Raw genomic sequence first — 12,763 nt, 5'->3', positions numbered from 1 at the left:
TGGATGTCGGTCGAGCGGGGTCGGGACCTCGACCGTCATGGGGTCGTCGTGGAGGTCTCAGGCGGCGACGTGTGCGCCGGGTCGTCGGCGCCGGAAGCGGTCCGGGGAGACGGCGGTGAGGACATCGGCCGGCAGACCGCCGGTGCGGCCGGTGACGAGATCGGTGACGATCTCGGCGGTGGCCGGGGCCAGCGTGAGGCCAAGCATCCCGTGGCCGGAGGCGACGCACGCGTTGGCCAGGCCGCCGAAGCGCCCGATGATCGGGAGGCCGTCGGGCGTCATCGGGCGCAGGCCGGCCCACGGCGCGGCCTCCCCGGCAGGGTCGCCCCAGCCGACGAGATTCTCCCGTGCGGCCCGGCGGATCGCCTCGACACGCACCGGGTCGACGTGGTCGTTGAAGCGCCCGAACTCCATGGTGCCCGCGAGCCGGAGCATGCCGTTCAGCGGCGTGACCGCGACGCGGGCGTCCTCCAGGGTGAGCGAGGTGGTCAGCCGCACCGGCGCCGGGCGGTAGTCGATGCTGTACCCCTTGCCCGGGTGGATCGGCAGCGGCACCCCGAGTTGCTTGCTCAGCGGGCCGCTCCACACGCCGGCCGCCAGCACCAGTTCGTCCAGCGCGATCGATTCACCGTGGTTCGTGACGACGGCGGTGACGGTGTGCCCGGACCGCTCGAAACGGGCGACGGCGGTGTTCTCCCGGATGTCGACCCCGAGGGCGCGGCAGCGGGCGGTGAGGCCGCGGGTCAGCGAGTCGGGCTCGATCTGCCGGTCCCGGGTGAAGTAGAGGCCGTAGCGGATCCGTTCGGCGAGCACCGGCTCCACCTCGTCGATCCCGGTCCGGTCGAGCTTGCGGCCGGGCATGCCGAACTCCTCCAGGAGCGGCAACGACGCGCACTGCTCGGCGAAACGGTCGCGGGTCTCGAAGGCCAGCAGGACACCCGCGCTGTGCATCTCGAAGTCGACACCGTCGCGGACGTAGTCGTCGAGCAGGTCGTTGGCGTCGTCGGCGAGTCGCAGGTGCAGTTCCAGGCCGCGGGTGAAGTCGGCCTCGTTGCAGTGCCGGGCCATCGACAGCATGAACTTCACGAAGCCGGGCGCCAGCGACGGCCGGACCGCGAGGGGACTGTCGCGTTTGAGCATCCAGCGGATGCCTTGCAGCAGGACTCCCGGTGCCGGCACCGGCCCGCTCTCCGCGTAGGCCATCTTCGCCGCGTTCCCGTGGCTGGCCGCGGCGCCGAGCCGACCGGCATCCAGCAGCGTCACCTCACAGCCCGCGGCGGCAAGACGATACGCGCTGGTGAGGCCCACGACCCCACCGCCGACGACGACCACCTTCATGGGTCGGCCCCCTCACATCTCACTGATCACGATGAACCGATTGTAAGACAATCAGCAGTGATGCGGGACACTAATGCGCCACGGAAGGTTCTGTCAACGACGCAGCTGCGGACCGGGCTCAGGCGCCCGATTCGCGCTGCTCGATCAGCGCGATCAACTGCTCGGCACTGTCGACGGTGTGCGCGACGAGCGCCGCGTGCACCGTGTCGAGATCGCCGGTCTCGAAAGCCTCCATCAGCTCGCGATGCACCCGCAGAGCACGCTCGGGGTCGTGCCGGGCCGCCTGGTCGTGCGCGAGGCAGATGGTGATGTGCGCTTCGGTCGTCGGCCACAGGCTCATCAGGAAGGTGTTGCCCGCGGCCTCCCAGATACGGCGGTGGAAGGCCACGTGCGACTCGTGCTGGACCATCGGATCCTGATTGACCGCGAGCGGACGGTACTCCTCCCACGCCCGGCGGATGGCCTCCATCTTCGCGCCGGTCTCATCCGCCAGCACCTCGGTCATCGCCTGCATGTCGAGCGCCACCCGGACGTGCGCGACGTCCAGGATCTCCCGGGTGTCGAGCTCGGCGACACGCAGACCGCGGTACGGCTGCTGCACCAGCAGCCCCTCCTGGGCGATCCGGTTCAGCGCCTCACGCACCGTCGGACGACTCACCCGCAGCGCCTCGCTGAGCGACGACTCCGTCAGCCGCCCCCCCGGCCGGATCGTGCCGAGAACGATGCCGCGTTTGATCTCGTTGATCACCGCATCGCGCCGGGTCGGGTTGGCCACCGGCTCCAGGCCCGCGACACCGCGCGGCGTCGACGACGCACTCATCGGTCCCCCCTCTCGCCAGGCCCGGTAGATCGCCTTACAATCTACCCTTCCGCGTTCGACATGCCGGGACGGGCCGCCTCCAGGATCAGCAGCGCCACGTGCAACGACGTCCGCGTCTCGCCGTCGTCGAGGTCCGCGCCGAGCAGTTCCGCGATCCGGGCGAGCTTGGCGTACAGGGCCGAGCGGCTGATGTGCAGGCGCTGCGCCACCGCCGACTTGTTGCCCGCCTCGTCGAGGAACGCCCGCAGCACCTCCACCAGCCCGCCGCCGCGCTCGATGTCATCGAGCCGCAGCGCCCGCACCTGAGATTCGGCGAACCGGACCGCCCGGGGGTCGTCGCGCAGCTGCACCAGCAGCCCGCGGACGCGGATGTCCCCCAGCCCGTACGACGCCTTCTCGCCGCGCGGCATCCGCGCGGCGACCTCCGCGACGTGCGCGGCTCCGGCCAGCCCGGTGATCGCCGGGATCAGCCGCTCCGCGGCGGTACCGACACCGACCACCGTGTGCCGCGCCCCGTGCGCCCGGGCGATGTCCCGGCGCAACGCGCGCGCGAGCGTCTCGGCGGCCTCGACGGGATCGCGGCCGCCCGGCGTCCGCGGTGCCAGCACCATCGCGACCCGGCCCTCGTCGGCGGACGCGAAGACCGCCGTGTGGCCCGCGGACCGCACCGCCCGGTCGATCACCTCGTGGAGCCGGCCCGCTTCACGCTGGGCGTCCACCGGGTCCGGCTGCGCCGCCCAGTCCGCGATCGCCACCACCATCGGCAGGTAGGCGGCGCCGGGCCGGAGCCCGAGCGCCGCCGCCCGCGCCGCCACCCCTTCCTCGTCGCGGGCCCGGCCGGCGAGGACGTCGTCGATCAGTCCGGATTGCGCGTGGCGTTCCAGATCGACCCGGCCCCGCTCGGCCATGCGGTGCATCACCAGCGCCTGGGCCGCCCGCTCCAGCACCGGTCCGGCGCGGGCCACCGGAGGGTCGATCGCGACCAGCCGGGCCCACTGGTCCTCGCCCTGCCCCACCTCGACCGCCACCCAGTTCTCGCGCGGCGCGGCCGGATCGAAGCGGCGGGATCTTCGTTCCCAGTCGCGCAGCAGGTCCGACGGCTCGCCGCCCGACGAGGCGACCGCCTGGTGCAGCAGGTTCTCCAGCACCACCGGGCGGTCGAGCAGCGCGGCCGCGGCCGCGGTGATCTCCGCCGGAGCGGCCCGGCCGAGCGTCAGCCGGGTGAACGTCTCGTGCGTGCGCCTGCCGAATTCGATCTCGTCGTAGTGCTCGGCGACCAGTGCGCGGTGCACCGTCTCGGTCACCTCGACGAATCGGATGAACCTCCGCAGCAGGATCACCGGCGTGCCGACGGCCGCGGCCGCCGCCGCGATGCGCGCGGTCACGTCCGGTCCGGCGTCGAGCACCTCGGCCAGCACCCCGACCGCACCGGCGGCGGTCAGCACGCTCAGGTAGGTCTCCGGGGAACGGCGCAGCGCGTCGCCGGTGGTCAGCACCAGCTCGCCGCCCTCCAACAGACTCGACAGGTCGGCGACGTCGCTGACGTGCAGCCAGCGCACCGACCGGTCGAGCCCGGCACCGCCCAGCACCTCCGGGTCCGCGCGCTGCACCACGTCGAGCCCGACGATCTCGGCGACGGTCATCGGCATGGACAAAGTGTAGTCAAATCACGTGATTCTCCGACACTATGACTGACCGAAGATTGTCAGACAAGACGCAGACTGGATCTCAGCAACCGACCGTCCCCCCGCGTCCCGAGGAGAACCCATGACCCCGACCATCAGCCACTGGCGCGCCGGCGCACCGTTCACCGGCGAGTCGCCGGAGACCGCCCCGGTGACCAATCCGGCCACCGGCGCGGTGACCGGACGGGTGGCGCTGGCCTCGGTCGACGACGCCCGCGCGGTGATCGACGCCGCCGCGGCGGCGCTCCCGGCATGGCGCGACACCTCAATCACCAAGCGCACCGCCGTGCTCTTCGCCTTCCGCGAACTGCTCAACCAGCGCAAGAGCGAGCTGGCCGAGATCATCACGCGCGAGCACGGGAAGGTGCTCTCCGATGCGCTCGGCGAGGTGGGCCGCGGCCAGGAGGTCGTGGAGTTCGCGTGCGGCATCCCCAGCCTGCTCAAGGGCGGCTACACCGAGAACGCCTCGACCGGCGTCGACGTCCACTCGGTGCAGCAGCCCCTCGGCGTGGTGGGCGTCATCAGCCCGTTCAACTTTCCGGCGATGGTGCCGATGTGGTTCTTCCCCATCGCGATCGCCGCCGGGAACACCGTGGTCCTCAAGCCCAGCGAGAAGGACCCGTCGGCCGCGCTGTGGATGGCGCAGCTGTGGAAGGAAGCCGGCCTGCCCGACGGCGTCTTCAACGTCCTGCAGGGCGACAAGACCGCCGTCGACGAACTGCTGACCAACCCGACCGTGAAGGCGATCAGCTTCGTCGGCTCCACCCCGATCGCCCAGTATGTCTACGCCACGGCGACCGCCGCGGGCAAGCGGGTGCAGGCGCTCGGCGGCGCCAAGAACCACGCGATCGTCCTGCCCGACGCCGACCTCGACCTGGCGGCCGACGCGATGGTCAACGCCGGTTTCGGCTCGGCGGGCGAGCGCTGCATGGCCATCTCCGTCTGCGTGGCCGTCGGCGACATCGCCGACGAGCTGGTCGCCAAGATCGCCGAGCGCACCCGCACCCTGAACACCGGCGACGGCACCACCGGCGCCGACATGGGGCCGCTGGTCACCAAGGCCCATCGCGACAAGGTCGCGTCGTACGTCGACGCCGGCGAGGCCGCCGGCGCCACCCTGGTGCTCGACGGCCGCACCCTGGCCCACAGCGGCGACCTGGCCGACGGCTTCTGGCTCGGCCCCACCCTGATCGACCACGTCACGCCGGACATGTCGATCTACACCGACGAGATCTTCGGCCCGGTGCTGTCGGTGGTGCGCGTCCCGTCGTACGACGAAGCGCTGACCCTGATCAACGCCAGCCCGTACGGCAACGGCACGGCGATCTTCACCAACGACGGCGGGGCGGCCCGCCGCTTCGAGGTCGAGGTGGAGGTCGGCATGGTGGGGATCAACGTGCCGATCCCGGTCCCGATGTCGTACTACAGCTTCGGCGGCTGGAAGGCCTCGCTGTTCGGCGACCTCCACGCGCACGGCACCCAGGGCGTCACCTTCTTCACCCGCACCAAGGCCGTCACCACCCGCTGGCTGGATCCTTCGCACGGCGGCCTCAACCTGGGCTTCCCGCAGAACGCCTGACCCGACACGCATCCGATCAGAACGGAACCCGTCATGACCGCAGGACTCACCGCCCCGGACCTCGACCTGGAGGCCGGCCGCCGCGCCTACGACCTCGACCGCAAGCACGTCTTCCACTCGTGGTCGGCGCAGGACAAGCTCACCCCGATGGTGATCACCGCCGCCGAGGGCAGCTACGTCTGGGACGGCGAGGGCAACCGGCTCCTCGACTTCTCCTCACAGCTGGTCAACACCAACATCGGCCACCAGCATCCGAAGGTCACGGCCGCCATCGCCGCGCAGGCGCAGAAGCTCTGCACCGTCGCACCGCAGCACGTCAACGACGCCCGCTCGGAAGCCGCGCGGCTGATCACCGAGCTGGCGCCCGACGGCTTCGAGAAGGTGTTCTTCACCAACGGCGGCGCCGACGCCAACGAGCACGCGGTGCGGATGGCGCGCCTGCACACCGGGCGCCGCAAGGTGCTGACCCGCTACCGGTCGTACCACGGCGGCACCGACACCGCGGTGAACCTCACCGGCGACCCGCGCCGCTGGGCCAACGACTACGGCGACGCCGGCGTGGTGCACTTCTTCGGTCCGTTCCTGTACCGCTCGCGCTTCCACGCGACCACCGAGCAGGAGGAGTGTGCCCGCGCCCTCGATCATCTCGAGGAGACCGTCAAGATGGAGGGCCCCGACCAGATCGCGGCGATCCTGCTGGAGTCGATCCCGGGTACCGCGGGCATCATGATCCCGCCGCCCGGGTACCTGCGGGGCGTCCGCGACCTCTGCGACCGGTACGGCATCGTGCTGATCGCCGACGAGGTGATGGCCGGCTTCGGCCGGGCCGGCCGGTGGTTCGCCTTCGAACTGGGCGACGTGGTGCCCGACCTGATCACCTTCGCCAAGGGCGTGAACTCCGGGTACGTGCCGCTCGGCGGCGTGATCATCAGCGACCCGATCGCCCGCACCTTCGGCGAGCGCGTCTACCCCGGCGGCCTCACCTATTCCGGCCATCCCCTCGCGACGGCCGCCGCGGTCGCCACCATCACCGCGATGCGCGAGGAAGGCATCGTGGAGAACGCCGCCCGCGTGGGCGCCGAGATCATCGGTCCCGCGCTGGCACAGATCGCCGAGCGCCACCCGAGCGTCGGCGAGGTCCGCGGCGCCGGCGTCTTCTGGGCGATCGAACTCGTCCGCGACCGGACGACCCGCGAGCCGCTGGCGCCCTACGGTGGCACCTCGCCGGCCATGGCCGCCGTCCTCGGCGCATGCAAGGCGAACGGGCTGCTGCCCTTCGCCAACTTCAACCGCGTGCACGTCGTCCCGCCGTGCACCGTGAGCGACGACGAGGCCCGCACCGGTCTCGCCATCATCGACGACGCCCTCACCGAGGCGGACAGGAGCCTGTGACCACCATGAAGATCCTCACCATCGGCGCCTCCGGCACCATCGGTTCGGCCGTCGTCGCGGCCCTGGCGGCGCGCGGGCACGACGTCGTCGCCGTCTCCCGGTCCACCGAGCCCTCCGTCGACCTCACCGATCCGTCGTCCATCGAGGCGTTGTTCGACGCCGTCGGCCCGGTCGACGCGGTGGTCTGCGCGGCCGGCGGCAACCCCTTCGTGGCGCTGCCCGACGCGACCCCGGCCGACTTCGCCGCCGGTTTCGGCGACAAACTCGGCGGCCAGATCAACCTGGTCCTGTCCGCCCAGCACCGGATCACCGACGGCGGGTCGATCACCCTGATCACCGGCGTACTGGCCCGCGAGCCCATCGCCACCGGCTCGATCGCGACCGCGATCAACGGTGGCCTGGAGGCCTTCGTCACCGCCGCCGCACTCGAACTCCCGCGCGGGATCCGCATCAACGCGGTCAGTCCCACGGTCATCACCGAGGCCCTCGACGCCTACGGCGACTTCTTCCCGGGGTTCGAGCCGGTCCCGGCCGCGGCCGCCGCGACCGCGTTCGTGAAGTCGGTCGAGGGCATCATGACCGGCCGGGTGTTCCCGGTCGGCTGACCGGCGTGCGGCCTCACCGCAGACCGTAGGTGAGGCCGCAACCGGCATCGCCTGCGGCGATCTGCAACAGCCGGTCGTACTTGGCGACACGTTCACCGCGGGCCGGGGCACCCGCCTTCAGCCGTCCCGTTCCGGTGCCGACGGCGAGGTCGGCGATGAACGCGTCGGGCGTCTCTCCGGACCGGTGCGCCACGAACCGGCGGTACCCGGCGTCGCGGCAGATCCGCATCGCGTGCAGGGTCTCACTGACGGTCCCGATCTGGTTGGGCTTGATCAGCACCGCGTTGGCGATCCCCCGATCGACGGCCAGCGCGATGGTCGACGGGTTCGTGCAGAAGAGATCGTCGCCGGCCAGTTCCACCCGGTCGCCGAGGGCGGCGGTCAGCCGTTCCCAGCCGGCCCAGTCGGTGTCGGCGAGTCCGTCCTCGATGAGCCGGATCGGGAAGCGGCCGACCATCTCGGAGTACCGGGCGATCAGGTCGTCGCTGCTGTGCGGCTCACCGGCGATCGTGTAGGTACCGGCGGCGAAGAATCGGGTCGCGGCCGCATCGACGGCGATCGCGACCCCTTCGAGGCCGGGGTGATACCCGGCGGCCGCGATCGCGTCCACGAGCAGTTCGAGCGCCGCCTCGGGCTGTCTCAGTTCGGGAGCGAACCCGCCTTCGTCGCCGAGCGCGGCGACCAGGCCGCGGCCGTGCAGGAGGGACCGCAGCGCGGCATAGATCTCCGCGCCGGCCCGCACGGCCTCCGCGATCGTCGGCGCACCGACCGGCGCGATCATGCACTCCTGGAAGTCGAGCGCGGTGAGGGCCTGCACCCCGCCGCTCAGGATGTTGAAGTGCGGCACGGGGAAACGCGGGAAGTCGAGCCGACCGACGAACGCCTGCCAGAGGGCGGTACCGGTGGCCGCGGCGAAACCGCGCGCGGCCGCTATCGACACTCCGACCAGGGAGTTCGCACCGAGCCGGGATTTGTCCGGCGTGCCGTCCAGTGCGATCAGCGCGTCGTCGAACGCCGCGAGGGAAATGAAGCTGCGCCCGGCGAGCGCGGCGTCGATCTCCCCGTTGATCGCGGCGACCGCCCGCAGCACACCCTGACCGCCGTACCGCCGGGGATCACCGTCGCGCAGTTCGACGGCCTCGCGGGCGCCGGTCGACGTCCCGGCGGGCACTCCGGCGCGCACCACCGCGCCGCCGGCGATCTCCAGGGACACCGACAGCGTCGGCCGCGCTCGGGAGTCCAGGATCTCCACCGCGCGCACACTCCGGATCGTCAGTGCCATGCCGGCTCCTCGAGACCGGTGCCGAAGATCCGGCGGTACAGGTCGGCGGCGTAGCTGGTGGGCTGCGGGTCCCCCGGACCCAGCCGGAACGTGCGGCCGCCGTCGTCCGTCCGCTCGGGCCGCAGGAACACCGCGTCGTCACGGCGCCGCAGGCTGTGAGCGAGTTCGTACATGTGGGTCACGTACGCGACGTCCACCCCGGCGTCGAGCAGCCCGGTCACCACGCCCTCGGCGACCTGCGACCCCTCGCGCTCGTTGGTCGAGGCGAACGACTCGTTGCACAGCAGCAGTCCACCCGTCCGCAGCCCGGCCACGATGGCCCGCATGCGGGCGAGTTCATCGTCGAACTTTCCGCGGCTCATCGCGGTGTCCTCCTCGCGGGGGAAGTGGGTGCGCAGCACGGTGGCGGCGGAAGCGGAGAAGTCGAGTGCGGCGACCGGGAATCCGGCCTGCATCATGAGCTGAGCCGCGCCGAGTGCCCGCAGGAACGTCGACTTGCCGCCCTGGTTGGCCCCGGTGATCACGACCAGCGGGCGGTCGTCGGCTTCCAGGTCGCTCCCGACCACCGGCCCACCGCCACGCAGCACCAGCCCCGGATCGCACAGACCGCGGGCGTGCCGGACACCGCTGCCGGGCGGCGCCGATCGGGGCAGACAGACCACGCCGCCGGCGGCCCCCAGCGCCCGCCAGATGCGGATGCCGCCCAGATAGCAGGCGAGCTCGGTGCGCAGGGTGGCGACGAAGCGCGCCAGGCCGTCGACGGCGTCGATCAGCACACCCGCGACGTCGCGCAGCCCGTCCCCGCGCAGTTCGGCGACGAATTTGGCGCCCGCGGTGTCGTGCGGCGCGATCGCGAAGGTGGACGCGTGATCGGCGTGGCGGCGCTCGAACAGCCGGCGCCGCTCCTCGCGCCGGGCCCGATAGCCGGCGCCGGCCAGGCCGGGTCCGAGGCCGCAGTCCAGGAGCAGTCCCTGCGGGAACTCCAGATCGTCGAGCAGCCGCTCGGTGTCGCGGAGGTAGCCGTCGTCCAGGAACGGCTCGCAGCGCGTGAAGAATCCGCGGAAGGCGGCGGAGGTGAATCCGCCACGGCGACGCTCGATGATCTCCGCGAGCCGGCGCAGGAACTCGGTGAGATCGTGCAGCACCGCGAGGGACCGGCTGATCGACCGTTCCGGGATGGCCCACCCGTGCCCGCCGAGGACGTGCCTGCGCAGGCCCTCCGCGGTGCTACCGGCCAGTGCGTACAGTTCGGCGACCGCGTCGGCGTTGGCCGCGGCGTCCCGCAACGCGGCCTGCCGATAGTCGATCACCGCCGGGTCGGTCGTCATCTCGAACAGGGCGCGGACCACGGTCTCGTTGACGAAATCGTCGCCCTCCGCGGCCACCGAGACCACCGGCCCCAGCCCCAGGTCCGCGAGGATCGGCCCCGGCGGGCGGGTGTCGCCGGCGCGCGGATCGGTGTCGCGGACCGGGTCGCGCAGGCCGACTAACATGACCGCACCTGCGCGCGGACACCGTCGGCGGAGAGCCCATAGTGTTCGGCGAGCACCTGCGCGTACGCGCGGCCGTCGGCGCTCCGCCGCTCGATCCGGAAGGTGCGGCGGACCGGATCGGCCGGGTCGACCGAGCTGACCAGGCTCACCGTCGCCGGGCTCAGCCGGGACAACTCGTCGACGAAGGTGACGTACACGGTCAGCGCGCCGACGGCGGTCAGCTCCGCGAGCACCACCCGCCCCAGGCCACGCGCGTCGGCGAGCGAGGTGGAACCGAAGGTCTCGTTCAGGATCACCACGCTCGCTGCGGTGACCCGCTTCAGGATCGCCTGCACGCGCAGCAGTTCGTCGCCCAGCTTCCCCGGCCCGCCGGCCGGGATCTCCTCGCGCTCGAAGTGCGTGTAGATCGCATCGGGCAGCTCGAGCCGCGCACACGTGCCGGGGACGGGCACCCCGATCGCCGCGAGATGGTGCAACTGCCCGACCATCCGCGCGAAGGTCGTCTTCCCACCCTGATTGGGTCCGGAGACCACCAGCACTCGTTCCGGCGGCGTCAGCGCCACGTCGTTGGTGACCACCGCGTCGGCCGGTGCCGCGGCCGCCGCCGGATCTGCGTCGTCGATCCGGGCCAACGCCAGCGCCACGTCGTACCCGGCGGTGACGCCGACGCCCTCGCCGGGCTCCGCCGGCGAGGGCAGACAGCAGGGGAATCCGGCCGCGGACAATTCGGCGAGCAGCTCGCGGTAGCGCAGGTAGAAGCGGAATTCTTGATCGACCCGGATCACCGTGTCGTCGACCAGACCGTCCGCCTCTCCGGCGACGTCGGCGAGCAGCGCCATCTCATCATGGAAGAGCGGTGCCACCCGGTCGAGGATCTCCCGCTGCACGTGGTTCAGCGGCCGCAGCGACGCGACGGGCGGCGGCGCGTCGTGCACCACCTGCTCGTCGATGAAGCAGCGCAGCACGTTCCGGACGTCGTCGAGGTACCCGGCGTCGCCGGCGGTACGCCGGACCGTCACGGTGTCGCGTTTGAGGAAGATCCCGTAGCGGAGCCGGCCCCGGACGCGGGAGGCCTCGTCCAGCCGGGACCGGAGTCGCCGCACGCCGGGACCACCGGTGAGGTCGGTCAGGTAGCCACCGAGAGCGCACAGCACCGGCGACCGCAGATCGGCGTCTCGCAGTGCCCCGGCCAGGTCGTCGACGGCCGTCAGATAGACCTCGCAGAGCTGCAGGTTCCGGCCCACACGTTCCCACCGGCTCTCGGCCCGGGCCGCGAGAACGGCGAGGGCACGCACGGCGTCCATGGTCCCGCAGAACCGGTCGATCGCGGTGGTGAGCGACGGGTCGTCGTCCAGGTCCCGGAACACCGCCTGCCGCAGGGCGACGGTCTCCGCGTCGGTGAGTGTCGCGAAGTATCCGGCCTGCGGTCCGGGGTCACCCGGCCGGACCAGGCGGCGCGCGACCGCGTCCAGGTTCAGGTCGCGGAAATAGTCCGGTGCGGCGGTCAGCGGCCGGGGCCAGGTGCTGAAGAGGACGGAGAATTCGGGGGATGGCTCGGTCACGGGGGTTCCCTTCACTGTCGTGAAAGGAACCATCAGCCGTGCGGCGGTTCGGGGAACGCGGCGCGCGGGCTCCGCGGCCCCGGGCAGGATCCATTGCCCGATTCGAGAGTACGCCGACCGGTTCGCCGGTGTCACTCAGCGTCGAGGTAGCCCTCCACCACGAACGACCGCCACGGCTTCACCGCCTCCGGACCGTGCCCCGGGTCGATGCCCACGATCCGGTTCCCGGCGACCCACACCGTCGAGTGCTTCCCGTAGAAGTCCGCGGACATGATCACCGCGCCGGGCGCGGGCACCGAGGCGTCCGAACTCTGCCAGTCGACCAGTCCGGAGTGTCCGTGGATCTGGCTGAACGGCATGATGGCGTCGGCCCAGCCCGGGATCAGTTCGCGGCTCGACTCCGCCCAGATCGGACCTGCGTAGGGGTTGGCGCGGCCGGTCAGCATCAGGCCGGAGGTGAAGAACGCCGCGTCGCCCGAACGAGCCAGCCGGTTCAGCCGGGCCGCCGCCTCGCCCGGCGTGCCGGGCGCGCCGAGGATGGCCGACCAGAACCCCGCCGTCAGGCCCGCGTGCGTCACCAGGAACGACTCGTCGGCCGTGACGATCGCCGCGGCGCCGACCAGCTTCCCCTGCTTCCACCACTTCCGCAGGGCCTTGGCGGCCGCCTTCCCGATCTGGTCCGGCCAGTGGAATTCCGGCGTCCGCAGGTACAGCGCCTCGTGGTTGCCGATCAGCTGGATCCACCGCCCGGGATTGTTGTCCAGGTAGGTGCCGACCAGTTCCACCACGGCGTCCGACTCGGGTCCCCGGTGCACCAGGTCACCCACTTGGACCACCGCGAGATCGTCGGGCAGCCATCCCTCGCGCTCCACGCCGAGGATCCGCAGTTCGGCGCACAGCTCGTCGAGATGTCCCCCGATATCCCCGATGACCGCGATCCGCATGATTGTTCGATGCTAGTTCACCCGGCCGTCGGTCTCGCGCGAATTCGGCGAGGTCACGACGGT

10 protein-coding genes are annotated in these 12,763 nt (G+C 71.7%); 3 read left to right on the top strand and 7 right to left on the bottom strand.

Features of this window, described 5'->3' with window-relative positions:
- Positions 1-57 precede the first annotated feature (57 nt).
- The 3 genes from ACSEEN_RS06970 to ACSEEN_RS06960 form a co-directional block, all read right to left on the bottom strand.
- Positions 58-1,338, bottom strand: coding sequence for an FAD-dependent oxidoreductase (locus tag ACSEEN_RS06970; protein WP_440712748.1), 1,281 nt, complete (start codon positions 1,336-1,338; stop codon positions 58-60).
- Positions 1,339-1,456: 118 nt separating this feature from the next.
- Positions 1,457-2,158 (bottom strand): GntR family transcriptional regulator, encoded by a 702-nt coding sequence (locus ACSEEN_RS06965; protein ID WP_440712747.1) that lies wholly within the window; start codon positions 2,156-2,158, stop codon positions 1,457-1,459.
- A gap of 41 nt (positions 2,159-2,199) precedes the next feature.
- Positions 2,200-3,807 carry a PucR family transcriptional regulator gene (locus tag ACSEEN_RS06960; protein ID WP_440712746.1) on the bottom strand — a complete coding sequence of 536 codons (1,608 nt, stop codon included), beginning with the start codon at positions 3,805-3,807 and terminating at the stop codon, positions 2,200-2,202.
- A 118-nt stretch (positions 3,808-3,925) separates the two neighbouring features.
- On the opposite strand from ACSEEN_RS06960, the gene ACSEEN_RS06955 reads away from it, so the two are divergent.
- From ACSEEN_RS06955 to ACSEEN_RS06945, 3 genes are read left to right on the top strand one after another with little or no spacing between them, the layout of a single operon-like run.
- A complete protein-coding gene (locus ACSEEN_RS06955; RefSeq protein WP_440712745.1) occupies positions 3,926-5,422 on the top strand; it encodes a CoA-acylating methylmalonate-semialdehyde dehydrogenase in 1,497 nt (498 codons plus the stop codon).
- A 33-nt stretch (positions 5,423-5,455) separates the two neighbouring features.
- Positions 5,456-6,814: an aspartate aminotransferase family protein gene (locus tag ACSEEN_RS06950; RefSeq protein ID WP_440712744.1), complete on the top strand. Its 1,359-nt coding sequence runs from the start codon at positions 5,456-5,458 to the stop codon at positions 6,812-6,814.
- Positions 6,815-6,819: 5 nt separating this feature from the next.
- Positions 6,820-7,419 (top strand): short chain dehydrogenase, encoded by a 600-nt coding sequence (locus ACSEEN_RS06945; RefSeq protein WP_298441861.1) that lies wholly within the window; start codon positions 6,820-6,822, stop codon positions 7,417-7,419.
- 13 nt (positions 7,420-7,432) lie between these two features.
- Here the strand turns inward: ACSEEN_RS06945 and eno are convergent, their stop codons facing one another.
- The 4 genes from eno to ACSEEN_RS06925 form a co-directional block, all read right to left on the bottom strand.
- Positions 7,433-8,701 carry a phosphopyruvate hydratase gene (gene eno / locus ACSEEN_RS06940; RefSeq protein ID WP_440712743.1) on the bottom strand — a complete coding sequence of 423 codons (1,269 nt, stop codon included), beginning with the start codon at positions 8,699-8,701 and terminating at the stop codon, positions 7,433-7,435.
- Entirely contained in the window at positions 8,692-10,194 is a 1,503-nt protein-coding gene (locus tag ACSEEN_RS06935; RefSeq protein WP_440712742.1) for a MutS-related protein, read from the bottom strand. The genes eno and ACSEEN_RS06935 overlap by 10 nt, the downstream gene beginning before the upstream one ends.
- Complete coding sequence (locus tag ACSEEN_RS06930; protein ID WP_440712741.1) at positions 10,188-11,756, bottom strand: MutS-related protein; 1,569 nt, start codon at positions 11,754-11,756, stop codon at positions 10,188-10,190. The genes ACSEEN_RS06935 and ACSEEN_RS06930 overlap by 7 nt, the downstream gene beginning before the upstream one ends.
- 131 nt (positions 11,757-11,887) lie before the next feature.
- Positions 11,888-12,700: a metallophosphoesterase gene (locus tag ACSEEN_RS06925; protein WP_298441849.1), complete on the bottom strand. Its 813-nt coding sequence runs from the start codon at positions 12,698-12,700 to the stop codon at positions 11,888-11,890.
- Positions 12,701-12,763 lie beyond the last annotated feature (63 nt).

It is taken from the genome of Gordonia marina, from assembly GCF_052036135.1.
Taxonomy (GTDB): domain Bacteria; phylum Actinomycetota; class Actinomycetes; order Mycobacteriales; family Mycobacteriaceae; genus Gordonia.
Note: the sequence above shows the minus strand (reverse complement) of the source record. Positions and strands in the feature narration are given on the sequence as shown.

Bases quoted from the DNA above. Each gene is read 5' to 3' on its own strand.
- ACSEEN_RS06970 (WP_440712748.1), bottom strand. From the start codon at position 1,338: ATGAAGGTGGTCGTCGTCGGCGGTGGGGTCGTGGGCCTCACCAGCGCG.
- ACSEEN_RS06965 (WP_440712747.1), bottom strand. From the start codon at position 2,158: ATGAGTGCGTCGTCGACGCCGCGCGGTGTCGCGGGCCTGGAGCCGGTG.
- ACSEEN_RS06960 (WP_440712746.1), bottom strand. From the start codon at position 3,807: ATGCCGATGACCGTCGCCGAGATCGTCGGGCTCGACGTGGTGCAGCGC.
- ACSEEN_RS06955 (WP_440712745.1), top strand. From the start codon at position 3,926: ATGACCCCGACCATCAGCCACTGGCGCGCCGGCGCACCGTTCACCGGC.
- ACSEEN_RS06950 (WP_440712744.1), top strand. From the start codon at position 5,456: ATGACCGCAGGACTCACCGCCCCGGACCTCGACCTGGAGGCCGGCCGC.
- ACSEEN_RS06945 (WP_298441861.1), top strand. From the start codon at position 6,820: ATGAAGATCCTCACCATCGGCGCCTCCGGCACCATCGGTTCGGCCGTC.
- eno (WP_440712743.1), bottom strand. From the start codon at position 8,701: ATGGCACTGACGATCCGGAGTGTGCGCGCGGTGGAGATCCTGGACTCC.
- ACSEEN_RS06935 (WP_440712742.1), bottom strand. From the start codon at position 10,194: ATGTTAGTCGGCCTGCGCGACCCGGTCCGCGACACCGATCCGCGCGCC.
- ACSEEN_RS06925 (WP_298441849.1), bottom strand. From the start codon at position 12,700: ATGCGGATCGCGGTCATCGGGGATATCGGGGGACATCTCGACGAGCTG.